This is a genomic window from Acinetobacter sp. AKBS16, from assembly GCF_002899995.1.
In the GTDB taxonomy this organism is placed as follows: Bacteria; Pseudomonadota; Gammaproteobacteria; order Pseudomonadales; family Moraxellaceae; genus Acinetobacter; species Acinetobacter baumannii.
This window is the reverse complement of the sequence record NZ_POYH01000024.1, coordinates 1-24,810: the sequence shown is the minus strand read 5'-3', so window position 1 is coordinate 24,810 and position 24,810 is coordinate 1. Positions and strand designations below refer to the sequence as shown.

Here is a 24,810-nt window from a genome sequence, read left to right as displayed (position 1 = left end):
AAATGAAGCCAAATTTGATCAACGGTTAAAAAAAAGCCCACCGAAGTGGGGCGCTAAAAACTAACTCATTAATGTGTATTTCGTGTGTTTATTGTTTGGCTTAAATGAGGGGTACGCGAGCTGCGAAATGAAGGTAAGTGATTAAATAACAAATTCAATAAGATAGCAAAGATACAAGTCGAACTAATACCCGAATGGAACAAAGTTTGTACCCAAACTGGGAAATGAGCATAAAATTCATGGTTAATAATTGGAATCATCCCAGCTGATAAAGCAGTTGCTACAATAATCAAATTTTTCTGATCGTTATAATCAATTTTTGCCAAAGTGCGAATTCCACTTGCTGCAACCGACCCAAATAAGACCAAACCCGCACCACCAAGTACTGGCATAGGAATTGCCGCAATAAGGCGGCCCATAACAGGTAATAGACCTAAAATAATCAGAATGACTCCGCCTGCTGCCACGACAAAGCGGCTTTTGATACCTGTAATTGCCACCAGTCCAACATTTTGGGCAAAAGCACTTTGCATGAATGAACCAAAGATAGGAGCAATAGCGCTTGAAAACATATCTGCACGTACACCATTGGCAATACGCTTTGAATCGACTTGGGTTCCTACAATATCTCCAACAGCAATAATATCGGCTGTGGTTTCCGTCATAATCACCAAAGTAACGATTAGCATCGATAAAATTGCACTTAGCTCGAAAGTTGGTAAACCAAATGCAAATAAGTGTGGAAATTGCAGCCATGCGCCTGAGCTCACCTGACTAAAATCTCCAAAACCCATAAAGTAGGCAAGGGTAGTACCAGCAACAATAGCCAACAAAATTGATAAACGGCGAATACTTGCTTGTGGCAGCATATTTAGAATAATCACAATGCCTAAGGTCAGCAAAGCTAAAGAGATATTCTCGACGCTACCCCAATCAGGTGCTTTGTTGTTACCACCCATCATCCAGCGAATCGCAACGGGTAACAGAGATAACCCAATAATCGTGATGACACATCCCGTCACAACAGGTGGAAAAAAACGAATAATTTTTGAAAAGTAAGGCGCAAGGCATAGTCCAATTAAAGATGCGGCAATAACCGCGCCGTAGACAGCAGGTAAACCACCGCCTGTAGTGATAATAGCAACCATGGTTGCCACACCAGCAAAAGACACACCTTGCACTAGAGGTAATTTTGCCCCTAGATATTTGGTTCCGATGGTTTGTATGAGAGTTGCCAACCCGCCTACAAATAGGGCCGCTGCAATGAGCATTCCGACTTGTGCTGCGCTTAAGCCAGCTGCCGTTCCAATAATCAGTGGCGGGGCTACAATGCCCCCATACATGGTGAGCACATGCTGTAAGCCGTAAGCAAAACTTTTGGAAATTCCTAAATATTCATGCTCTGGAGAAATCGCATTCTTTTGCTGATGATTCATATTTTTCTCCTATTTATATTTGAGTTAGCTGCCGCGATAAGTGGAATAAGCAAACGGGCTGATCAGTAATGGAATGTGGTAATGCTGATTGGTGTCTTCTATGAAAAATTGAATACAAACACGGGGGAAAAAAGTTTTGATTTGCTGTGATGAAAAATAAGGGGCAACTTCAAATTCAAGTTGATAAGCACCTTTACCTAAGTTTTTTATTCCAAAATCACTCACTCGCCCATCTTGGTTGGTAATTGCAGTCGCTATCAGTTCATGAGTGGCTGCATGAAACAACTTCACTTCGACCTGTGCAGCCGGTTTACCTAAATTCGTATCTAAAATATGAGTGCTGATCATGCTTGTACTTCCTGAGATAGACGTAATAGAGCAATTGCAGCGAGTTGCTCATGTACAATTGTTTTTTCAATAGCTAAGTTGTTTTGAAGACGTTGATGGAGTTTTTTTAAAACCTCGTCGCTACTGAGGCCTGCGGCTTTAATTAGAAAAATAAAACCAAACTTCTGCTCATACTCGATATTACCTTGCAGCAGGGCTTGTTGTGTTTGTTCATCTAAGGAAATGCCAGCTTGTTCTTGGGCTGAAAAATTTTGCTCTTTTGCATTGAGCTGCTTTTTTGCTTGTCTTTCACCAATTTTTGGATGGGTGGCTAATGCGGCCTGAATCTCTTGCCATGACCATGTGTGGCTTAATTGTTCTGCATACCCTAAAAGAACTGAAGTTGATGAGTAGGGACGTTCTGAAATAATTTTTTCGGCCCATACAGGAATATGGACGCAGTTGTTTAACAGAGTCTTGAGTTGGTCGGGTGGGGCTTGATTAAACTCGGCTAAAATCACTGTTATTCCTAAACTCGTAGTCGTGATATAGAGTTTTAGCAATAACAGTGCCAAGAGTGATTTGAGATTTGCTTAAGAATTTGGAAAATTAATAATCAATTATTGATTTATGTGATTTTTATACCAATATTCTGCAATATCCTGACGGCGACATACCCAAACACGATCATGCATTTCAATATAGTCCAAGAATCTTTGTAATGCTTTAAAACGACCCGGACGCCCTAAAATACGGCAGTGCATTCCAATAGACATCATTTTTGGTGCAGTTTCTCCCTCGGCATACAGCACATCAAAACTATCTTTTAAATATTGAAAAAACTGTTCTGAGCTATTAAATCCACCTGGGGAGCAGAACTTCATGTCGTTACATTCTAAAGTATAAGGAATAATCAGATGAGGTCGTGATGCACCCGCCGTATCGGTAAGTGTGGTCCAAAAAGGCAGGTCATCACCATAGTAATCAGAGTCGTATTGTATTTGCGGGAACTCAGCAAGCAACTGACGCGTATTGGGGCTATCACGTCCGGTGTACCAACCTATGGTTTTATTTTCAAACAAGTTTTCTAAAACAGATAAAGCTTGTTCCATATGCTGTTTTTCGACTTCAAGATCACTCTCTTGATAATGAAGCCAGCGGTAGCCATGAGAAACCACATCGTAATCGGCTTGTTTAATTGCCTCTACAATATAAGGGTTGCGAACAAGTGCCATTGCTACTCCAAAAATGGTCATGGGGAGCTTGCGCCGTTGAAACTCATTATGAATGCGCCAAAAACCAGCACGTGAACCATATTCGTACATAGAGTCCATCGACATATGTTTGGCTGGGTAACTTGCAGCGCCAATAATCTCGGATAAAAACTGCTCTGAACCTTCGTCGCCGTGTTCAATATGTTTTTCACCACCTTCTTCATAATTCAGCACAAATTGCACGGCAACCTTAGCATTATTAGGCCATTTCACCTCTGGAGGCTGTCCGTGATAACCGACTAAATCACGTGAATAAGGAGACTTTTGAATCTGCTCAATAAGTTCTGCTCCAGATAGATAAGATTCGGGCACAATTGCTCTCCTTTTGTTCAATTTTTCATAAAAATTTAAAAAATCAGCTTGCATATTTTTATAGATGGACTGATATTGAAGGTATGAAGATCTTCAAAATAAATTAAAAGCAGTACGTTTAAGTCAGGAGATAACAAACCATTACACCATCAAAATGTACAATTGAAGTCAGTTCATGCATGCTTAAAACATGCCAACATAAAAAAGTTTTGCATAGAAAAGATCCACAGTAAGAAAGAGAGGATGGTATTTATGAATATTGAAATCCGCACAGATAAAAACATCCATAATAGTGAACGTTTAATTACTTATGTACGTGCAGAACTTACTCAAGAATTCCAACGTCATAGCGAACGTATTACACATTTCTCGGTTCATTTTAGTGATGAAAATGGGGACAAAGGTGGAGACAAAGATATCCACTGTATGATCGAAGCACGTCCTTCTGGCTTAAAACCAGTTGCAGTGCACCATAAAGCAGGAAATATTGACGCTTCAATTCATGGCGCGATTGAAAAGCTAAAACGTAGCCTTGAACATACCTTTGAGAAAAAAGAACACCCGAGAGGTGGTCAACCAGAATTCATTGATGATGAAGTTTAAAAAACACTAAAAAGCCCTTCGGGGCTTTTTTTATGAATACATAAAAAGTCCAATAAAAACTCTTCACAACTTTAGGTTTGCAATGCAATAGCGTTGACCTCTAAAATCTTCAGTAGAGATTAGGCATAATAGCGCTAATATATTTTTGAGAGATGGTCATGTTAACCACCCAACAGCAGGCTTTAATTAAAGCCATAGAAGAATTAGAACTCGCGCAAGTACAAAAATTACTTGCTGAGGGTCTTGATCCGAATTTCATTGATCCGGAACAAGGACCGCCAGTGTCCATTATTTGTGATGGAATTTTTAAATGGTGGGAAGACGTCTCTGAAGCGTATGAAGCGGGGACTCCATTATCACAAGAAGAAAAACAGCAAGCCCTGCAAGTTTATCTCGATATTCTTGAAGCCCTCATTCAGGCAAAGGCAAATGTCCATCTTTGGGATGCAGAAGAGTTTTATGGTCCACTATGGGATGCAGCAAGTTCGGCATGTGCACCAGCAGTTCAGCGCTTGCTAGATGAAAAAGTTGATCCAAACACACGTGATGAAGAAGGACTCACCATTTTATCTTCAATCAGTCAGTTGTTCTTTGATTGTGATTTTGATGAAATAGATTGGTCAGAAGCGCTTCAAGAAGAGCGTGAAACACTAGAGTTATTGCGCCGTCATGGAGCAAAAATGTCAAAAGAATTAACTACTTGATTGGATAATAGAATGAGAACATTTCAAATTTTAACTTTTGCTCTGACCACCGTTGCTGCAGGAAGTACTTTTGCCGCAGAGTTCTCGTTTGATCGTCCGGGTTCAGGCTTTGGAACAGGCATTACGCCAGTTGGTAAATTAGCATGGGAACAAGGCTTACCAAATGCAACCTATACAGAGACAACTGTTGATGGCGTTAAAGAAAAAACAGTTACTGTAAATGAGGATATGTTATTCCGTACAGGTTTAGCTGATGGTTTGGAATTGCAATTAGGCTGGCAAGGTCCGGCATGGACTCAAACTAAACGTGCTGGTAAAAAAACGGATAACTCAGGTTTTGGCGATGTAAGCATCGGCTTAAAAAAAGCGATTGATTTAAATGATGAAAATTTAACAATGGCTGTATTGGCTGAAGCTGTTATTGCAACAGGTAATGATGAGTTTACTGCCCATGACGATATATATAGTTTAAGTTCAGCAGTAGCTTATAAATATAATGATTTGTTGGATACTTCTATTACCATGCGTTATGAAGTACAAAACAGTAACTGGGCAGTGACTGCAATTCCAACTATCAATTATAAGATTGCGGGCAAACTCTCAGGATATTCTGAATTTGTTTATCGTAAAGCTGAAAGCCAAGACTACCAATATGGTTTAGGAACAGGTTTAGTTTACGCAGTAAATAACCGCACTCAACTTGATGCAAATATTGGTGTGGACTTAGAAGGTCAAGATAAGAGCTACAAAGGTGGCTTAGGCATGGCATTCTTATTCTGATCAGACTAACTTGAACTCATTATTATTGATGAAAAAGCTTATTTCTCAGGCAATTATTTATTTTCTAGTAGCCGCTACTTTTGTATTGAGTCAGTTTGTCTATGCAGAAGATAAGTTATTGTCACCCGAACAGGCTTTTTCATTTTCGGTTGAATCGCCACAATCGCATACCGCAAAGTTATCGTGGCAGATTCAGCCGAATTATTATTTATATCAGCATAAATTTACCGTACAACAGGGCAATCAGCCTTTAACTTTAAAATTGCCTAAAGCGGTTTCTCAATATGATGAGAACTATGGCCAAAGCGAAGTTTATTACCATCAAGTCAACTTCCAGATTAAAACCAAGCCTTCAGAGCACTACACTGTAACTTGGCAAGGCTGTGCCAAAGACCGTATTTGTTATCCTCCACAAACTATTGAGTTTCAAACTGACGCAGATGGTCTGGTCGGTTTGCAAAATCAGGCTAGTGCAGCACCAAAACGCTTATTAGATTTGGCAAATACCCAAGCATCAAGCTCTACGGAGTCTTTAGAGAATCAGAGTTCAGCTACTCAAGCTGAAGGAGCTGCTCCAGAGATTGCCCAAGATCAGGTTTGGTCAGCAAAGTTAATTGAACACTCGCTTTGGTATGGTGTTTTATTATTTTTAGGTTTAGGCATGCTGCTTGCATTTACGCCATGCTCTTTACCAATGCTGCCTATTTTAACCTCGTTGATCATTCGAGATCACAAAGGTTTAAAAGCTTGGACGATTGCACTTACTTTTGTGTGTAGTATGGCATTGGTCTATGCAGGTCTAGGCTTGATTGCTTCTTCAGCGGGTTTAAATTTCCAACGCTGGCTACAACAGCCTGCTACTCTTATTGCGTTTAGTTTGTTGTTTGTGGTTTTTGCGCTAAATCTGTTTGGGCTTTTTGAGCTTCGGTTACCGCAAACTTGGTTAAATCGCCTTGATCGTATTCAGTCTATGCAACAAGGCGGCACTTTAGTTGGTGCAGGCGTTATGGGCGTGGTTTCTGCGCTCTTGGTTGGCCCATGCATGACTGCGCCTTTGGCTGGAACTTTATTATTTATTTCTCAAACCCAGAACCAATGGCAAGGTGCTTTGCTTTTATTCTGTCTCGGTTTTGGCATGGGAATACCTTTACTCATCGCGAGTGTTTTAGGTGCAAAGTTCTTACCTAAAGCGGGCGACTGGATGCATCAGATTAAAGTGATTTTTGCTTTTCTGATGTTGGGGTTAAGCCTTTATTTCATTCGCCCTTTATTGCCAGATTGGGGCATGCAAGTGCTTAGTTTTGTACTTGGGCTAGCTTTTATTATCTATGCGCTGTATCAGTTCTTTTGGAAAAAAGGGCAGTTACAGTGGCTTTATGCGCTCCTACTTTTATTGGTAACGCCATTTGTGGTTTATAACCAGTATCAACATATTCAAAATCGTAGCTTACAAAATTCTGAGCATATGGCTGAGTGGCATGTGGCGACCACGGCAGCAGATTTTCAAAAGATTTTAGCAGCAGCTCCTGCTGATCGGGCTATTGTTGTTGATGTCTATGCCGATTGGTGCGTGGCTTGTCAGCCTATTGAACATCGTATTTTAAAAGCGCCTGAGGTTCAGACGGCTCTTGCGCCTTACTATCTCATTAAACTTGATTTGAGCCATTATGACCAATCACATGAAGCTCTACTCAAGCAGTGGAATATTCTTGGGCCACCTACATATCTCTTTTTAAACAAGCAACAGCAAGAAATTCGTTCTTTACGTTTAACAGGCGCATTTAGTCAGCAAGAGCTTTTACAACAGCTGGCAAGCTTATTAAAAGCTAAAGATTCAAATTGATTTGATCTGAGGTAGTTGGTGAAAAGTGCGTACTTGATTACGCCCAGAGGCCTTTACCGCATAGAGCGCTTGATCGGCTTGTCTAATCACAAGATAGGGGTCATTTGCAAATGCGGAACTGCTGATGCCAAAGCTGGCACTTACATGAATTTGGATATTTTGATTATTGAAGATAGTCAATTCTTGTAAAGCTTGCCGGCAACGTTCAGCAATTTTTTCTGCTTGAATAATATCGGTATGAGGAAGTAATAAAATAAATTCTTCTCCACCAAATCGACCAATGATGTCTTCATTACGTAAATTTTCAGAAAGACATTGAGCAATTTTAATCAAAACCTGATCACCTTGGTGATGTCCGTATATATCATTAATTTTTTTAAAATGATCGATATCAAGAAGTATCACGGCATAATCAAATTGTTGCTCATGAAGTGCTTCAAGATGAGTGTTTAAGCTTCGTCTATTTAAGACATTAGTTAACGGGTCGATTTGGCTTAAACGTTGAATATAGGTTTCTCGTTGACGCCATTGGGTCAGCAATATTTCAAATAAAATAAAACACGCCACTAAAATGGGCATAATAAAAAACAGCATACTTCCTAGCCAAAATGGATTGGTTTGGGCATGACGCATCGCTGTAAAATTAAATAGGGGAGCATATGAAATAACCCCCGTCATACTTAAATATGTACATATCGCTAGAATAATAGTTGCAGGTATAAAAGCGCTATAAACAATTTTTCTTTCAAATAAAACCAAACCTACGCCAATAGTGCCTACGTAACCCACCATTGTGGCAGGGCTGATACTACCAATTAAATATCCATCGTGGCACAACATCAACATAAAGGCTTGTACACTAATTAAAGGCACAATTTTTTGCGCCCAAGCTTGGTCTTTGTAGCGATAACAAGGAATAATGAGTACAGCTAATAAAAATAAGGTCAGTAAATTCAGCCAGATTTGTGATTCAACTAAAGATAGGTTTGCCCATTGCCAAACACTAGGAGTAATTAAAATATAGCCTTTCCATAAAATCCAACTGAAATTCATTGCGCAGGCGAGGGTAAGCATTAATGCGCTTTTTTGTAATGGGGTCCAGTTAATAATGTGATTGTGATGGATGAAATCGAGAATCACCTGTTTTATTTTATTTATAGGACGAGTGATTAAACGAATTTTCATAATAATAAAGGAACTCCTAAATAGAGATGTCTCTTGGTCAGATCATCCTAAAGAGGGAGAGTTTGAAGGATTCATAACCTAAACATACCATGATTCATAAATTAAACCTTATGATTTGGATGATGAAAAATAAGAAGAAGCGACAAATTTTAAATTTGTCACTTCTTCATTTTGATTACGTCTTATCAAGTTCATGAGCAAACTCAGCAATATCCGCCATAGCCTGTTTTGCTTCTTCGAACCAAGCATTAAACATTTGGAAGTTATGCCACATGCCTGTGTAAAGTTTAAATTGTACTTTTACACCTGCTTCTTCAGCTTTCTCTCTAAAACGTTTGGCATCGTCTAATAAAATTTCTTTTGAACCGACCTGAACTAATGTTGGTGGTAAACCTTCTAAGTTGTCGAAAATAGGTGAAACACGCGGGTCGTCTGCCGCAATATGATTGCCAATATAATGTTGAATACCGATCTGAAGAGCTTCAAGAGAAAGTAGGGCATCATGTTTTTGGTTAAATCTTAAAGACTCACTGGTTAGGGTTAAATCTAGAAAAGGTGACAATAAAATCAGGCCACTTGGCATAAGTTCGGGTTGTTCTTTTAAACGTAAGCAAAGTGCCAAAGCTAAATTAGCTCCACAAGAGTCACCAGATAAAATAATATCTTTAGGCTGGATACCTTGAACTAATAACGATTGATAGACGTCATATAAGGCCTCAGTTGCTTCAGGATATGGATGCTCGGGTGCAAGTGGATAGTCCACATGAATAATTTGCATTTGGGTACGAGCAGCCAAATCTGTCATAAACGCATGATGTGTTTTTAAACTTCCTAAAAAAAAGGCGCCGCCGTGAATATGAAAAATAAGCTGGGTCGCTGAATCTTGGGCTTTAATTTCTTCACCCTTAATACCAGCCAGACGGATTGGTCGAACGGTTACATTTTTTTGTTTTGGAAAGGCTCGGCAAAGTTGTTCAAGCATAGGGCGCAGAGCAGTTGGAGGTAAATTCAACTGACTTGGTTTGCGAATTGCTGTTTTAAGAAATGTTTCTGTGAAATAATATTTTAAAACATTAGGTATATTCATATAGTATCCGCTTATGTTAATTACTTGTTTCCCTATAAATTTTATTTTTCAAGGTTACAAGGTTACACGAAACAGTCACATTCAAAAATTGCAATATCGTTGCGAGTTTTGAATACTGAAGTCTTGGAAGACCCAAGGATATTACAAAAATGAAAAAGATTGCTTTAGCTTTAGGACTTGTTGGTATGGCTGCATTTGCCAATGCGGCTGACCCACTAAACGGAACGGTATGGAAAACGATTGATGACCAAACCAATAAGCCCAAAGCCGTAGTAAAATTTACGGAACAGAAGGATGGAACCTTAACTGCAACCATTCAAAACATTTTGACACCAGGTGAAGAAAACGCTTGTACAAAATGTGAAGGTCCGTATAAAAACAAACCGCTTAAAGGTGTGACCATTGTACATAATCTAAAAAATGTAGGTGGCAACAGTTATGAAAACGGTACAATTTTAGACCCTAAATCTGGCAAAACTTACAAATTAAAAGGTGAGTTGGCTGAGGGCGGTAAGAAGCTTAAATTACGTGGTTATATTGGCGTTTCAGCATTGGGCCGTAACCAAACTTGGATTCGTGCGAACTAAAAGCCTAAATAAAAAACGAGCCATTGGGCTCGTTTTTTTATGCGCTTAAGTTTTGATAGGCCGTTTCATCAAAGCCCACAAGAAACCCTTTAGAGGTCTGTAGAACTGGTCGCTTGATTAAGCTTGGCTGAGCAATTAGCGCCTCAATAAGATGATCTTCACTGCTTAAAGCACGCGTTTGTTCTTCTTCAGATAGTTTTTTCCACGTAGTACCTTTCTTGTTGAGCACCGTATCTTGTCCAATTTCTTTTAGCCAGATTTTTAGAGTATCAGCATCGATCCCTTGTTTTTTATAATCGTGAAATTCGTAGCTCAAACCTTTTGCTTGTAAAGCATCAAATGCTTTTTTCATCGAGTTACAGTTTTTAATACCATAAATTTTTAACATTTTATCGGACCATGTCAAAAAGAAAGAACACACAGCCTAACCCAAAATGCATTTGAGCACTACTTTATACAGATACTTTTAAAACAAATGAAAAATAATGATTAAAACAATAAAGAATGTCATGTTATTGTCATAAGACAAGGTAATAATGAGCTTAATAAGAATAAATTAAAAACTAAAAGAACGTAGCGCAAAAAATAAGAGATAGAAAAGAGAAAACCCGCATTTAATCATCCTGATCATGCGGGTCTCATTTCAACGTCCATTGTCACATCCTTGCAAATAAACTTATCTTAAGTTTATTTTATCTTCCTACGGCGTCCTATCCTTTTGCGTCATCCTGACTGCTTCCCTGTGCCGTGGGGCTATAATGCCGTTAAACATGTGTAAGAAAAATACTCAAAAGCGACATGTGTTGTAAGCAAAAACGACAATGTAAGTGAACATGTGTTCACTTATTCTTGAATTTTATAGTCGATAATAACTGGAGCATGGTCACTAAACCATTGATCTTTATAGACCCATGCATTTACAGTGCGCGCTTTCCAGTCTGGTGAACATGCGTGGTAGTCAATACGCCAACCTACATTTTTCGCACGCGCTTGTCCGCGATTTGACCACCATGAATACAATTCCGCTTCTGTTCTTACAACACGGAAGGTGTCTACATAGCCAAGTTCATCATAAATATGATCAAGCCAAGCACGCTCATGTGGTAAACAGCCAGAAGACTTTTGGTTGCCAGACCAGTTTTTAATATCAATTCGTTTATGAACAATGTTGTAATCGCCACAAATAATGATGGACTTATTCTCATCACGCCATTGTTTCAAGATTTTGGCGTATTCACCTAAAAATAAATCTTTACGTGCTTGCGCTTCTTCACCACTTGAGCCTGAAGGTAAGTATAATGATGCAATATGTACGGGATGTGACAAACCTAAATCGAATTCGGCAGAAATGAAGCGGCCTTGGCTATCGGCCAATTCAAACCCTAAACCATCTTTAATAGAGACAAAGGGTAAGCGGCTATAAATTGCAGTACCTGCGTAGCCTGCACGCTCTGCTGGAAAGAGATGGGTATGCCATCCCTCGGGTCTAAATTTCTCAGTCCATTGTTCATGGGTAATGCGGCTTTCCTGCATGCATACGACATCGGCATCTGATTGTTCTAACCATTCAAGTAAGCCTTTCGTCACTGAAGAACGTAAGCCATTTACGTTAATGGAAACGACTCGAAGAATTTTTACATCACTTGGATACTGATCCTTTGGTATCATGCGAAAATTTAACCTCAATTGTGAATTTGGAGCACCTCATGACAACGCCTGTGTCATTTCACCCGCAAGCATTTATCGAACTCGCATTATCACGCGGTGTGCTTAAATTTGGTGAGTTTACTTTAAAATCTGGACGCGTGAGTCCTTATTTTTTTAATGCAGGCCTACTCAACGATGGTGAAGCTTTATCTCTTTTAGCACAAGGCTATGCCGATAAATTAACACAATGTGAAAATGTTGATGTGATTTTTGGACCAGCTTACAAAGGTATTCCATTTGTAGCTGCGACTGCTGTTGCTTTATCGCAAACACATAACAAGAGCGTGCCATGGGGCTTTAACCGTAAAGAAGCAAAAGATCATGGTGAAGGCGGTGTTTTAGTTGCAGTTGAAGGTAAAAAAGTCTGGATCATTGATGACGTGATTACCGCAGGCACAGCGATTCGCGAAGTGGTAACGATTTTGAAAAATGCCGGTGCAACTATTGCGGGTGTGTTGGTTGCGCTAGATCGTCAAGAACGTGGGCAAGGTGAACTTTCTGCAATTCAAGAAGTTCAAAAAGAATTAGAAATCCCTGTGCACGCACTGATTACCATGAAAGATTTAATGGATTATTTAGATGGAAAAGACGAAAAAGAAGCTTTAGCCGATATGCGAGCGTATCGTGAAAAGTACGGAATTTAATTTTTAACAATTTAAAAGGAAGCACAAAGCTTCCTTTTTCATTATTAATTTTTCTTAAAGGATATATAAAAAATAGAGTTAAAAATTATATAAAATATTCTTTCTTATTGTAAATATTATAAATTACTAAATAATACTTTGATTTTTTTACTAAATAATATTTTTTATTTTTATTTTTGGTTTTGTTTTTATTTTAAAATTCATGTGAAATCAATAATTATATTTAAAACTTAAAATACTCTTTAGAAACTATATTTTTTTCTTTTTGATAAAATATATTAAATTGCTGATGAATAATAAATTTAATAATTTTTAATTTTAAAAATTTTACCTAAGTTATTGATCTTGACGAATGCTAGAAATGAGCTCATTTATAGATAAAAGCGTTAAAAGATGTAAGAAATTTTCCAGTTTTTCATTTCATAAGGATAAGAGGTGGAAACATGGCAGTTTTTGGATATTCATCAGCAACTTCCGTCTTACCTGGAAGTTCAATTAGTTTTTATCTCAGTACTGATGTACCTGGGGTAATGAATTTAACCATAGAGCGTATAGGAACAACCTCAGTATCATCAACAATTACTACAACTCTTTTTACCCGATCACTTCCGACTACCAACCCATGGGAAGGATTTGGTTGGCCAGTTTCAACAACATTTAATATCCCTTCAAATTGGCCTTCTGGGTTATACAGACTTGCCTATATGTCTCAAGATGTGCTTACTTTTGTGATTCGGCCAGTCATTCCGGCGGCCGTTTCTAAGGTGCTTTTACAAGTCTCTTTTCTGACACCGACCGCCTATAATGCGGCAGGTGGCAAAAGTTTATATGATTTTAATAGTGTGGGAGGAGCTCGTGCGAATAAAGTTTCATTTAATCGATCTGGTGGTACACCAGCAAGTAATGGGCCTGAGTCTATTCTCATTCACTGGCTTGAAACTGAAGGAATAGCAATTGAATATTGCTCAAGTGTGGACCTCCATAGTATTTCAAATCTACTCACGAACTATGAGTGTTTGATCATTGCAGGACATGATGAGTACTGGACAAGAGCAATGCGAGACCAAACGGAGCAGTTTATTGCTAACGGTGGTAACCTGATCATACTTTCTGGTAACACATGCTACCGAGCTGTAAGGTTAGAACAAGGGAACCGCATGGTTGTTTTTTATAAATTTGCTGGTAGTGACCCGAATCAAAATGCTTATGATACGACTGTAGCATGGGCAGAGCCACCATTGAACCGACCCCAGAATTCATTTCTTGGGACTGGTTTCACTGAAGGTGCTTATGGTGGAACAGCGACAGCATATACAATCCGGTTTCCAGAACATTGGGTGTTCAACGGAGTTTTATCCACAACTACAACATCAGCTTTTATGACCTATGAGACTGATGCTGCAGCTTATGTAGATGAGGAGGAGGGTTACCCACGTGTTACTGGAGATGAAAATACACCACTGACTATGACTGTGCTTGCCTCAGCAGAGCTTGGTTCATGGACTGGTAAACCAGGGCGCGCGACAATGGGTATATTTTCTCATAACGGTACAGTTTTTAATGCTGCAACAACGGACTGGATATATGTTTTGGGTAGTGATGCCGTTGTGACTACTATCACACGTAATGTATTTTCCCGTCTTAAACAGCGTATAACATGGGATTGGGAGAATATTGGATATGCAAATGATTGCTGTGCGCTCACCGCATTGCAAGGCAAAATTTTCATGGCAACAACACAAAATAGACTTTTACAGCGGTACCCTATTGGTGCAGATGTAGCTTGGCGTGATGTTAGTCATGCGTATAATGTCGTTGCAATGACAGCTCTTGGAGATACACTTTATTGTGTTACATCCGATAATCAACTTTGGTGGAAGCCGGGCGTCAATGGGGACTGGCCCGACTGGTGGAACCAAGGCGTTAGCTGCTACGGGCGGAATGCTTTATGCAGTTGATAGTCTGGGAGCATTATGGAGGGCGCCAGCAACGAGAACAACTCCGTCATGGGTAGCAATGACGACATTCACGCAGGATGCTACTGTTAATGCAATGGCTGCTTATGGAGATATTCTCTTCGCTTCAACTACAGATAATCGCTTGTTACGTTCAAACAATGACTTTATTTGTGAAAGTAGTGCATGGGCCTATATCCATCACTGTAACTATTCTGCTGGTCTGGCAGTAGTTGAATCAATCCTCTTTGTTGCTACAACCCAAAATCTTCTTTGGAAAATTGACCTTTATGGACTCCGTCAGCCTTAAGATTCTAAAATGTATACTATCTAATAAAAAGGCATACCTCTAAAATAGGGGTATGCCTTTTTAATATTTACTTAAAACTGATAATTCAAACGCAATAACACATTACGTGGTGTGCCTGGCATGCTGTCTGAACGCCAGTACTCTTTATTGGTTAAATTGTTCACCGCAAGTGTGACATTCCACGGCTCTGCACTATACCCAATCGCCGCATCGACACGGTTAAAGCCTTCCATTTTTACCTGATTATTAATATTTGGATAATAAGACCCGACATAGGTCACGCCCACTTCGGTATACCACTGTTCAGTTGGTAAATAGCGAACAAATAAATTACCCGTATTTTTAGAAGTGTTGGCTAAATAATTGCCTTCTCGCTCAGGGTTTTGATTATCTTCTTTAACTTTGGCATCGGTATAGCCATACCCACCGCGAACAAAGACATTATCAAGTACACGGCCAATAAAACTAAATTCGAGACCACGAGATTGATGTTGACCAGCAGTTGCCCAAACCTCTGGTTTACTGTCAGGGTTTGGTTTATAGCGAATATTATTTTTACGGATATCAAAGACAGAAAATTGAGTATTTAAACGATTATCGAACCATTCACTTTTTACCCCAACTTCATATTGCTCGTTATATTGAGGCTCTTTATCCATTTTCGCGACATCGGTACTTCCAGTAACTTGGTTGACACCCATTTGTCCACCAAATGGTGCGAAGCTTTTAGAGTAAGACGTATAAAAGCTATGTTCAGGAACTGGTTGCCATACCAAGCCAACATTTGGGCTAAAAGTACTGTCTTTTACATTACGATGTTCATTCTTAATTTTGTTAGTAGTTGAAAAGTCGAAGTAATCGTAGCGGAGTCCCATCATAAGTTTAAGTTGGTCATTTAGACCAATTAAATCTTGAATAAATACGCCGTAAGTTGTGCCTTCATTATAGTTATGCTGACTAATCTTTAATGGGCCATTGCCACGACTGTACTCTCGTTCACCAGTGATTGGATTAACGTAACCATAAATGGCCGATCCATTTTGAGTTTTATTGGCTAGACGTGGTTCTCGTTGTTCATAAGTCCAGTCTGTACCAACCATAATTTGGTGTTCAAGCTGGCCTGTCTTGAACTTTCCTTTAATATCAAATGTATTGGTGGTGGTCTTATTGCTGGTTTGTTGCCAGTAGTAAATTTGGTCGATGTAACCTTTTTTTGTACAAGCCTCATTCTTTGAGTTTTTTCCATCTAAACCACAATAATTTCCAAAATAAAAGTGGTCAAAGTTCTGTTCTGCTTGTCGGTAACTTGCCGCCCAGTGGAAGTTCCAATCAGGCGCATATTCATAATTCACATCGGAGCGAACGACTTGCAAAATATCATCAACATAATCGCCGTCTTGGGCAAATCCCATTTTAATTGAAGTTCCCGCAGGCAAGTTGTCACGTGTTGGTCCACGGTCAGGAACTCGACCTAATTTGTCATAGGTATATTGTGTGGTCCAAGTCAGCTTTCCATCGTCATTTTTATAGGTAAAGCTTGGGGAAAACATCTCAATCTTATTTTCAATACCAGAGCGGAAGCTGCCTGCCTCGCCATATTCTCCAGTCAAACGCACTGCTAAATTGTCATTAAGTACTTGGTTGATGTCAGCGGTTGTTCCGTAGTTATCGTATGAACCCGCATATGCGCCAACTGAACTTTTAGAGTCAAAATTGGCGAATTTACTCACCATATTTACAACCCCGCCGCCAGCACTACGGCCATATAAAACCGAAGCGGGGCCTTTTAAAATTTCTATACGTTCGATATTGGCTGTACTACGGCGTACTTGTCCGCTTTCACGTATGCCATCACGGTAAATATCACCTGTATCAGCACCAAAACCACGAATCGTGATCCCATCACCACGCATATCGTAACTGGTTGATACCCCTGGTGTACCTTGCAGCATGACGCTTAAGTCATTCGATCCATAAATTTTATATTTCTGGACATCAATGGTATCAACGGTTTGAGGGATATCTTTTTTATCTAAACCATTACGAGTGACATTGGCTTTGTCATAATCGATATAGCTTTTAATCGGGTCGAGCTCACTCATGGCCTCGATTTTTATGGTTGGCATGCTGGCTGCGGCTTTTGATGAGGAGCCAATCAATTCCTCGGCGTTAGCACCTTGAATATTTAAAATCATTAAACTGAGTAAGCTGAGCGGGAATGAACCCTTAATTTGGGGAGATGATATAGAAATTCTTAACATAAAAATAAAATCAATTAACAAAAATAAAAGTATAAATGATAATTATAATCATTTAATTGTTTAGAATAAAAGAACTATTAACTTAAAAAATGGCATATTTATTTTTTATTAACTGATTTTTAGGTAATTAATTAGCAAATTAAAGGATTTGTTGAGTTGACTCATTAGTTTTTCTTGCTAATTAGGTTTTAGAGGGGGCTTTTTATTGATAAAAATGCCCCCTCTAAAATCACGCATTATTTTTGAGAACATCTAAAATATCCATTTCTGGATCATAATTTTCATCAATTGTTTTGCAAATCGCTTGGCCTACAATAACTTGAGATCCATTAAAAGTCATAGTAGGTGCTTCATAGAGCTCCCAACCATGATTAAGTGCTTTAGTCACTCGTGCACAAAAAGCAGAGTCATCAGGTCCGGTTAAATAGCGATAAAGTTTCATCTTTAGCCTTTAAAAATAATATTTTATGGGAGTAGTTTAACTGAATTTACCTTAATTCAAGATAAAGAAATAACGGATAAGGTTTTACTAAAATTAAGAAAAACGAGTGAAAAATCTCAGCTATACTCATGCTAATTTAAATTTTAAGAAGAGCTTGAGCATGCGTGTACTTGTCGTCATGGATCCGATTGAAACCGTAAATCTGAAAAAGGATTCAACCATGGCAATGTTGTGGGCGGCGAGCCGTCGTGGACATGAGTTAGGTTATGCATTACAACAAGATTTATATATCGATCAAGGTAAGGCTTACGGTCTCATCTCTCCGTTAAAAGTTTTCGAAGATTACAACCATTATTATGAGTTAGGCGAAAAGAAAAAAGAATCAATCGCGGCTTATGATGTTGTACTCATGCGTAAAGATCCGCCTTTTGACATGAACTTTGTCTACACAACTTACGTGCTCGAACAAGCTGAGCGTGAAGGTTCATGGATTATTAATAAGCCTCAATCACTGCGTGACTGCAATGAAAAATTGTTTGCTACGCAATTTCCTGAATTACAGGTGCCGACACTAGTAACATCGCAGCAGAGCTTGATTCGCGAATTTATTACCGAGCACGGTGATGTGATCGTTAAGCCACTTGATGGTATGGGTGGTATGGGTATTTTCCGTTTATACCAAGACGGTGTAAATATTGGTTCTACCTTAGAAATGCTTACAGAATTAGGCACCCGCCCAATTATGGCTCAGCGTTATATTCCTGAAATTGTAGAAGGGGATAAACGAATTTTAATGGTAAATGGCGAGCCTATTCCTTACTGTCTGGCACGTATTCCGCAAAATGGTGAAGTACGCGGTAACTTGGCAGCTGGTGGCTTAGGTCAAGCGCGTCCACTCACAGAAAATGACAAACTCATTGCTGCTAAAGTTGGTCCTTTCTTACGTGAAAAAGGTTTGGTATTTGTAGGTCTTGATGTAATTGGGAATTATGTCACTGAAATTAATGTGACAAGTCCAACCTGTATTCGTGAAATTGATGCGCAATTTGGTACATCAATTGCCGATGACCTATTTGATGTATTAGAAGCCGGTCGTCCAGCATAAGGGTCTAGTTCGGGTGGTTTCCTAAGCTTATTATTGGAAATCACCCGAAAATATATGAATTAATAAAATCACAATATGAAATACGCTAGCGCTTTGTAGGCATATTTTCAAAAAAGCACATCTTTCTGTTATAAACGAGTGAAATTCGCTTTTCGTTAATGAAGCTTTAGGATTAAAATAAACGGCTACAAAAATAGATGACAATTTCCATTGTTTTTTGAGTTGAAGAATTAGACCGTGACCGATTCACAGCAAAGCAAACCTAAACATGTCATGATGATGGCTGCCGGTACTGGTGGACATGTTTTTCCAGCCCTCGCCGTAGCCAAACAACTTCAACAACAAGGTTGTCAAGTTTCATGGTTAGCCACGCCAACAGGTATGGAAAATCGTTTATTAAAAGATCAAAATATTCCAATTTATCAAATTGATATTCAAGGTGTGCGTGGAAACGGAGTGATCCGTAAACTTGCTGCACCTTTTAAAATTTTAAAAGCAACTTTTAGTGCAATGCGCTATATGAAACAGCTTAAAGTGGATGCTGTTGCAGGCTTTGGGGGATATGTGGCAGGCCCGGGTGGGCTAGCAGCGCGTTTATTAGGTATTCCTGTTCTCATCCATGAGCAAAATGCGGTTGCAGGATTTACCAATGCACAGTTATCCCGTGTTGCTAAAGTGGTATGTGAAGCGTTTCCAAATACATTTCCTGCTAGCGAAAAAGTAGTAACAACCGGCAATCCGGTACGTCGTGAAATCACTGATATCTTAAGTCCAAAGTGGCGCTATGATGAACGCGAGCAAGCGGGTAAGCCGTTAAATATTTTAATTGTGGGCGGATCTTTAGGTGCAAAAGCACTGAATGAACGCTTACCTCCGGCATTAAAACAACTTGAAGTTCCACTGAATATTTTCCATCAATGTGGTCAGCAACAGGTTGAAGCAACTCAAGCTTTGTACGCAGATGCGCCAGCAAATTTGACCGTACAGGTTTTGCCGTTTATTGAAGATATGGCGAAAGCTTATAGCGAAGCAGACCTGATTATTTGCCGTGCTGGCGCTTTAACTGTGACAGAAGTAGCAACAGCTGGTGTTGCAGCAGTTTTTGTACCGCTTCCTATTGCGGTGGATGACCACCAAACTGCAAATGCCAAATTTCTGGCTGATGTCGGTGCTGCAAAAATTTGCCAGCAATCGACTATGACACCAGAAGTTTTAAATCAATTGTTTACTACGCTGATGAATCGCCAATTACTTACAGAAATGGCAGTGAAAGCGCGTCAACATGCCCAACCAAATGCAACTCAGCATGTGGTTGATCTTATCCAAAAAATGTAATCGGATTTACTATGTCTCCAACAACAGCTGCGAACCAAGCAAAAAAACTGATTAAAGTGCCTGAAATGCGCCGTATCAAACACATTCATTTTGTGGGAATTGGCGGTGCAGGTATGTGTGGTATTGCTGAGGTGTTAGCTAACCAAGGATATAAAATTTCCGGTTCAGATATTAAGGCCTCAAAAACCACACAACAATTAGAAGAAAATGGCATTAAGGTCTATATCGGACACGAAGCAGAAAATATTAAAAATGCAAATGTGCTTGTCGTGTCAACAGCAATTGACCCGGAAAATCCGGAAGTTAAAGCTGCCATTGAACAACGTATTCCGATTGTACGTCGTGCAGAAATGCTCGGTGAACTTATGCGTTACCGTCATGGTATTGCTGTGGCAGGTACACATGGTAAAACTACAACCACCAGTTTATTAACAACAATGTTGGCGGAAGAAAACCTCGACCCAACTTATGTGATCGGTGGTTTACTTAACAGTACAGGCGTAAATGCAGCGCTTGGTGAAAGCCGCTTTATTGTTGCTGAAGCTGACGAATCGGACGCATCTTTCCTTTATTTACAGCCAATGGCAGCGATTGTAACCAATATCGATGCTGACCATATGGATACCTATGAAGGCAGTTTCGATAAATTAAAAGATACCTTCGTACAGTTCCTTCATAACTTACCATTCTACGGCTTGGCTGTGGTTTGTGGTGATGATGCGAACATCCGCGAGATTTTGCCACGTGTAGGCCGTCCGGTTATTACTTATGGTTTTAATGAAGATAATGACATCCGTGCGATTGATGTAGAGCAAGATGGTATGCGTTCGCACTTTACGGTATTACGTAAAGGACGTGAGCCGTTACGTCTAACCATTAATCAACCGGGTTTACATAACGTTTTAAATGCTTTGGCTGCAATTGGTGTTGCAACTGATGAAGGCGTTTCGGATGAAGCAATTAGCCGTGCATTAAAAGGTTTTAGTGGTGTTGGACGTCGCTTCCAAGTACAAGGTGAATTTGAACTTGGTGAAGGGAATGTAAAATTAGTCGATGACTATGGACACCATCCTAAAGAAGTGGAAGCTACGATTAAAGCTGCTCGTCAGAGCCATCCTGATCGTCGTTTAGTTATGCTTTTCCAACCACACCGTTACTCTCGTACTCGTGATTGTTTTGATGACTTTATTGAAGTTTTATCTCAAGTCGACCAATTATTATTACTAGAAGTTTATCCGGCTGGGGAAAAACCAATTGTTGGTGCAGATAGCCGTACTTTGGCGCGTAGTATTCGCTTGCGTGGTCAGGTTGAACCGATTTTGATTGATCCGGTTGAAGGTAATTTGCAAAACATCATGCAAAATGTGTTACAACCAAATGACTTGTTATTAACGCAAGGTGCAGGTAACGTGGGAGCAATTTCAGTAGAACTTGCACAGCACCATTTGTATGTGAAATAAACAAAAAGTATTGAATTATCGGGTTAAGGATTTAAACGTGTCAAATGCTACAAAATTCGGCAAAGTTGCCGTGTTACTTGGTGGGAAATCGGCTGAGCGTGCTGTGTCTTTAGATAGTGGTCAGGCAGTTTTGGACGCCTTGTTACGTTCAGGTGTTCAGGCTGAGGCATTTGATCCGCAAGACCGTAGCGTGACTGAACTTGTAAACTATGACCGTGCATTTATTGTATTGCATGGTCGTGGTGGCGAAGACGGTCAAATCCAAGGTGTGCTTGAGTGGTTGAACATCCCTTATACAGGAACGGGTGTACAAGGTTCTGCCATTGGTATGGATAAAGTCAAAACCAAGCAAATCTGGCAAGGTAGTGATTTACCAACCGCACCGTATCGCATTATTACTAAAGAAACTGACTTGGATTCAGTGATTGCTGAATTGGGGTTGCCTGTCATTATCAAGCCTGTACATGAAGGTTCAAGTGTAGGCATGAGTAAGGTTGAGAAAGCTGAAGATTTTGCGGCAGCAATTGAAAAGGCAACTCAGCACGATGCTGTAGTTATGGCAGAAAAGTGGATTACAGGACGCGAATTTACGATTTCATTCTTAAATGGTCAGCCTCTACCAGTTATTCGTTTGCAGCCACCAGCAGATGTTGCTTTCTATGACTATGAAGCAAAATATCAACGTAATGATGTTGAGTATGGCATTCCTTGTGGTCTTAGCGAAACTGAAGAGAAAAAACTACAAGCTCTATGTTTACGCGCTTTCCAAGCCGTAGGTGCAGAAGGCTGGGGACGTATTGATGCAATGCAGGATGAGCAAGGTAATTTCTGGCTTTTAGAAGTAAATACTGTGCCAGGCATGACCAGTCATTCGCTTGTACCAAAGGCTGCTAAAGCAGTAGGTTATAGCTTTGATGAATTGTGTGTTGCAATTCTTGAGCAAACATTGGAAGGTACGGCTTAAATATGGCACAACTTCCGGCATCCATGCGCCGTAAACGTGCGGCAATTACCTCCATTCATGAAAAACCGCCTACGCGCAAGCAAAAACTTGCCAATGCCGGCGGATGGGTGTTGCTGGTTATTGCCTTTTTAGTCTTGGCGGTCGGAATTTACGGACTATATAAAGTTATTACTGATGCAACTGTTGCAAAACTTGAAGTTGTAGGTTCAACGACTCCAGTTGAGACTCAGCAAGTGATGCGATATGTGCAGCCGATTGTAAAAGATAACTACTTTACATCTGATTTAGAGCAGATTCGTGATAAAGCATTAGAAATTTCATGGGTAGACCGAGTCGTCGTATCTCGTGCCTGGCCCAATGGTATTCGCGTTCGTGTTATGCCTCGACATGCTATCGCCCGTTGGGGAACAGGTCGCTTATTGAGCGATGGTGGCGATGTATTTAGTGAAGCAGAGCCGAGACTTCATCCTGAGCTTCCGTTACTACACGGTCCGGTAAGTCAGTCTAAAATGATGATGCGACGCTATAATGAAATTAATCAGTTATTCCATCCTGTTAATTTGCGTTTAAAAGAGTTATATCTAACAGAGCGAATGACTTGGTTTATGCAGTTTGACTCTGGTTTACGAATTATTGTTGACCAAGATCAAACAATGAATAAATTGCAACGTTTAAGTCACTTGGCACAATCTGACCTAAAACCTGTGTGGACGAAAATCTCAGCCATTGATTTGCGATATCGTAATGGATTATCTATTCAATGGAAGAATGCAACCCCACCTAAAATCGTGAATGGTCAGTTTGTTGTAACGAGTGATGACACAAGCATTGCAGGTGGTACAAAAGCAAAGCCATAATACGTGGCTTTAAAATAGGCAATTTGCCTGGTATTAGACAACAAAGAAATGGTATGAGTGATGAGTGAAGCTGTTCCCTCAGTTGTTGCGATTGACATTGGGACGCATAAAGTTTCAGTTTTGATTGGAAAAATTCATGCGCCGGATAACATTCAGGTTATCGGTATGGCAACTGCTCGCAATCGAGGCATGAACAAAGGAAAAATTGTAAGTCTCGATAAAGTCATTGCTGCGATTAAAAACGCTGTTGCTGAAGCGGAAAATATGGCCGAATGTCGCATTCATAGTGCGTGGGTATCTATTCCGAGTACCGAGCTACAAAGTTTCTATGCTTCTGGACGCACACCTGTTGCTAACCCGGCACATGTGATTACAACCAATGAAGTTGTACGTGCATTAGAGTTGGCAAAAGCAAGCCATGTGACTTCTGACTATTATCTAGCGAGTGCAGTCCCATTAGGATTTGAATTAGGCGACTCATCTGAATGGGTTCAAAACCCAATCAATATGACCGCTCACAGCATGACTGGTCATTATCAGCTTATGATGATGCCGATTGCCACTATGCAAAACCTTGATCGTGCCATGAAAGGCGCGAACATTGGAGTTGAGAAAATGGTGGTTTCTTGCTTGGCTACGGCTGAGGCAAGTTTGCTTAAAGATGAAAAAGAATATGGTGTCTGTCTTGTCGATATTGGTGCAGGTATTACCAATCTGGCAGTTTATTTAGATGGCCGTTTGGCTTTAGCACGCACCTTACAGCGTGGTGGTGAGCATGTAACACGTGATATTGCTGCTGTGTTACAAACAACCACTGAAGAAGCTGAACGTATTAAGATTCTGCATGGCTGCGTTGATCTAAGTGCTGTTAAGCCTGACCATATGATTCAAGTACAGGGTATTGATGGTCCGCAAACGATTAGCCGAATTGAGTTAGCGGAAATTATTATTGCTCGTTATGAAGAGATTTTTAGCCAGATTCGCGAAGAACTCGAACAAAGCGGTGCAATCCATGGTCTATATCATGGTGTTGTATTGACTGGTGATGCTTGCCAGATTGAAGGTATGGTAAGTTTGGCGCGTCGTATGTTAGGTGTGTCTGCCCATCTAGGTAATCCGCCATTACAGGTGTATGCTGATGATCAGCATCAAGCTGCATTACGCCGCTCAATGTATGCAACAGCAGCTGGTTTACTTATGTTTAGCCAAAGTGAATTACAAGAAGCTGTTGAGGAGCCTGAAGAGGGAAATGACCGTTCGGTATGGGAACGAATGGTGAATGGCTGGAATGCTTTTAATAGCAAACTTAAAGCCATTTTTTAGGATGTATGTATTTATTGGTAGAATTGTTAGGAAGTTGTAAGAGAAAACCACTGTACTTGACAAGGTTGGTATTGCACAGCATTCTTAAAATTAGTTATTTTTGAAAATCAAGGCAGTATACGGGCTGAAGTGACTGCCATAATGTATTAGGAACCCTAAAGGTCATGGCCTCATTTGAATTTATAGAAGATGAACTAAACGATGGCAACGGTCAAGCCCGTTTCACTGTATTTGGTGTAGGTGGCGGTGGCGGTAATGCCGTTCAGCACATGGTACAGTCTGATATTCAGGGTGTTAAATTCGTTTGTG

The 24,810-nt window shown here is 39.9% G+C and carries 24 protein-coding genes and 1 pseudogene; 15 read left to right on the top strand and 10 right to left on the bottom strand.

Annotated elements, in window-relative coordinates; all coding sequences use genetic code 11:
* Window positions 1-68: 68 nt before the first annotated feature.
* The 4 genes from C1642_RS03620 to puuE all read right to left on the bottom strand — a co-directional run bounded on the left by C1642_RS03620 (window position 69) and on the right by puuE (window position 3,349).
* Window positions 69-1,436, bottom strand: a complete 1,368-nt coding sequence (locus C1642_RS03620; RefSeq protein ID WP_001016457.1) for a nucleobase:cation symporter-2 family protein — start codon at window positions 1,434-1,436, stop codon at window positions 69-71.
* Window positions 1,437-1,460: 24 nt separating this feature from the next.
* The gene (uraH, locus tag C1642_RS03615; protein WP_000626018.1) at window positions 1,461-1,784 is read right to left on the bottom strand and encodes a hydroxyisourate hydrolase; all 324 of its coding nucleotides are present in this window, start codon (window positions 1,782-1,784) and stop codon (window positions 1,461-1,463) included.
* Window positions 1,781-2,284 carry a 2-oxo-4-hydroxy-4-carboxy-5-ureidoimidazoline decarboxylase gene (gene uraD / locus C1642_RS03610; RefSeq protein ID WP_103235924.1) on the bottom strand — a complete coding sequence of 168 codons (504 nt, stop codon included), beginning with the start codon at window positions 2,282-2,284 and terminating at the stop codon, window positions 1,781-1,783. Before uraD ends, uraH begins: the two co-directional genes overlap by 4 nt.
* Window positions 2,285-2,383: 99 nt before the next feature.
* On the bottom strand, window positions 2,384-3,349 hold the full coding sequence (gene puuE, locus C1642_RS03605; protein ID WP_174757667.1) for an allantoinase PuuE: 966 nt from the start codon (window positions 3,347-3,349) through the stop codon (window positions 2,384-2,386).
* A gap of 252 nt (window positions 3,350-3,601) precedes the next feature.
* Between puuE and C1642_RS03600 the strand changes: the two genes are divergently transcribed.
* From C1642_RS03600 to dsbD, 4 genes are all read left to right on the top strand, one after another.
* Window positions 3,602-3,952, top strand: coding sequence for an HPF/RaiA family ribosome-associated protein (locus C1642_RS03600; protein WP_001019316.1), 351 nt, complete (start codon window positions 3,602-3,604; stop codon window positions 3,950-3,952).
* Window positions 3,953-4,110: 158 nt separating this feature from the next.
* Window positions 4,111-4,656: an ankyrin repeat domain-containing protein gene (locus C1642_RS03595; RefSeq protein ID WP_000958427.1), complete on the top strand. Its 546-nt coding sequence runs from the start codon at window positions 4,111-4,113 to the stop codon at window positions 4,654-4,656.
* 12 nt (window positions 4,657-4,668) lie between these two features.
* Window positions 4,669-5,436: a transporter gene (locus C1642_RS03590; RefSeq protein WP_103235922.1), complete on the top strand. Its 768-nt coding sequence runs from the start codon at window positions 4,669-4,671 to the stop codon at window positions 5,434-5,436.
* A 28-nt stretch (window positions 5,437-5,464) separates the two neighbouring features.
* Window positions 5,465-7,279 carry a protein-disulfide reductase DsbD gene (dsbD, locus tag C1642_RS03585; RefSeq protein WP_103235921.1) on the top strand — a complete coding sequence of 605 codons (1,815 nt, stop codon included), beginning with the start codon at window positions 5,465-5,467 and terminating at the stop codon, window positions 7,277-7,279.
* Here the strand turns inward: dsbD and C1642_RS03580 are convergent.
* Together C1642_RS03580 and C1642_RS03575 are read right to left on the bottom strand one after the other, a co-directional pair.
* A complete protein-coding gene (locus C1642_RS03580; protein WP_103235920.1) occupies window positions 7,271-8,464 on the bottom strand; it encodes a GGDEF domain-containing protein in 1,194 nt (397 codons plus the stop codon). The genes dsbD and C1642_RS03580 overlap by 9 nt on opposite strands.
* Before the next feature lie 175 nt (window positions 8,465-8,639).
* Entirely contained in the window at window positions 8,640-9,551 is a 912-nt protein-coding gene (locus C1642_RS03575; RefSeq protein ID WP_103235919.1) for an alpha/beta hydrolase, read from the bottom strand.
* A gap of 149 nt (window positions 9,552-9,700) precedes the next feature.
* On the opposite strand from C1642_RS03575, the gene C1642_RS03570 reads away from it, so the two are divergent.
* Complete coding sequence (locus C1642_RS03570) at window positions 9,701-10,138, top strand: DUF2147 domain-containing protein (RefSeq protein ID WP_000717015.1); 438 nt, start codon at window positions 9,701-9,703, stop codon at window positions 10,136-10,138.
* 37 nt (window positions 10,139-10,175) lie between these two features.
* Here the strand turns inward: C1642_RS03570 and C1642_RS03565 are convergent, their stop codons facing one another.
* Both C1642_RS03565 and C1642_RS03560 read right to left on the bottom strand, forming a co-directional pair.
* A complete protein-coding gene (locus tag C1642_RS03565) occupies window positions 10,176-10,526 on the bottom strand; it encodes an arsenate reductase (protein WP_000913165.1) in 351 nt (116 codons plus the stop codon).
* Between the two features lie 455 nt (window positions 10,527-10,981).
* Window positions 10,982-11,806, bottom strand: a complete 825-nt coding sequence (locus C1642_RS03560) for an exodeoxyribonuclease III (protein ID WP_000612365.1) — start codon at window positions 11,804-11,806, stop codon at window positions 10,982-10,984.
* 38 nt (window positions 11,807-11,844) lie between these two features.
* Here C1642_RS03560 and pyrE point away from each other — a divergent pair, with 38 nt between their 5' ends.
* The 3 genes from pyrE (at window position 11,845) to C1642_RS03545 (ending at window position 14,754) form a co-directional block, all read left to right on the top strand.
* A complete protein-coding gene (pyrE, locus tag C1642_RS03555) occupies window positions 11,845-12,489 on the top strand; it encodes an orotate phosphoribosyltransferase (RefSeq protein WP_103235918.1) in 645 nt (214 codons plus the stop codon).
* Between the two features lie 443 nt (window positions 12,490-12,932).
* Window positions 12,933-14,447, top strand: a complete 1,515-nt coding sequence (locus C1642_RS03550; protein ID WP_228153824.1) for a N,N-dimethylformamidase beta subunit family domain-containing protein — start codon at window positions 12,933-12,935, stop codon at window positions 14,445-14,447.
* Window positions 14,380-14,754 carry a hypothetical protein gene (locus C1642_RS03545; RefSeq protein WP_015011127.1) on the top strand — a complete coding sequence of 125 codons (375 nt, stop codon included), beginning with the start codon at window positions 14,380-14,382 and terminating at the stop codon, window positions 14,752-14,754. Before C1642_RS03550 ends, C1642_RS03545 begins: the two co-directional genes overlap by 68 nt.
* A 71-nt stretch (window positions 14,755-14,825) precedes the next feature.
* Here the strand turns inward: C1642_RS03545 and C1642_RS03540 are convergent, their stop codons facing one another.
* Complete coding sequence (locus C1642_RS03540; protein WP_103235917.1) at window positions 14,826-17,015, bottom strand: TonB-dependent receptor; 2,190 nt, start codon at window positions 17,013-17,015, stop codon at window positions 14,826-14,828.
* Window positions 17,016-17,244: 229 nt separating this feature from the next.
* A complete protein-coding gene (locus tag C1642_RS03535) occupies window positions 17,245-17,457 on the bottom strand; it encodes a DUF1737 domain-containing protein (protein WP_000781166.1) in 213 nt (70 codons plus the stop codon).
* A 160-nt stretch (window positions 17,458-17,617) separates the two neighbouring features.
* Between C1642_RS03535 and gshB the strand changes: the two genes are divergently transcribed.
* The 7 genes and pseudogenes from gshB to C1642_RS03500 form a co-directional block, all read left to right on the top strand.
* Entirely contained in the window at window positions 17,618-18,562 is a 945-nt protein-coding gene (gene gshB, locus C1642_RS03530; RefSeq protein ID WP_001265491.1) for a glutathione synthase, read from the top strand.
* 237 nt (window positions 18,563-18,799) lie between these two features.
* Entirely contained in the window at window positions 18,800-19,897 is a 1,098-nt protein-coding gene (gene murG, locus C1642_RS03525; RefSeq protein WP_000132435.1) for an undecaprenyldiphospho-muramoylpentapeptide beta-N-acetylglucosaminyltransferase, read from the top strand.
* An 11-nt stretch (window positions 19,898-19,908) separates the two neighbouring features.
* Window positions 19,909-21,357, top strand: coding sequence for a UDP-N-acetylmuramate--L-alanine ligase (gene murC, locus C1642_RS03520; protein WP_000075472.1), 1,449 nt, complete (start codon window positions 19,909-19,911; stop codon window positions 21,355-21,357).
* Window positions 21,358-21,394: 37 nt separating this feature from the next.
* The gene (locus C1642_RS03515; RefSeq protein ID WP_000063661.1) at window positions 21,395-22,321 is read left to right on the top strand and encodes a D-alanine--D-alanine ligase; all 927 of its coding nucleotides are present in this window, start codon (window positions 21,395-21,397) and stop codon (window positions 22,319-22,321) included.
* A 2-nt stretch (window positions 22,322-22,323) separates the two neighbouring features.
* The gene (locus C1642_RS03510; RefSeq protein WP_000057904.1) at window positions 22,324-23,178 is read left to right on the top strand and encodes a cell division protein FtsQ/DivIB; all 855 of its coding nucleotides are present in this window, start codon (window positions 22,324-22,326) and stop codon (window positions 23,176-23,178) included.
* A gap of 60 nt (window positions 23,179-23,238) precedes the next feature.
* Complete coding sequence (ftsA, locus tag C1642_RS03505; protein ID WP_001287630.1) at window positions 23,239-24,501, top strand: cell division protein FtsA; 1,263 nt, start codon at window positions 23,239-23,241, stop codon at window positions 24,499-24,501.
* A 164-nt stretch (window positions 24,502-24,665) separates the two neighbouring features.
* A pseudogene (locus tag C1642_RS03500) lies at window positions 24,666-24,810 on the top strand (cell division protein FtsZ); the annotation flags it as partial.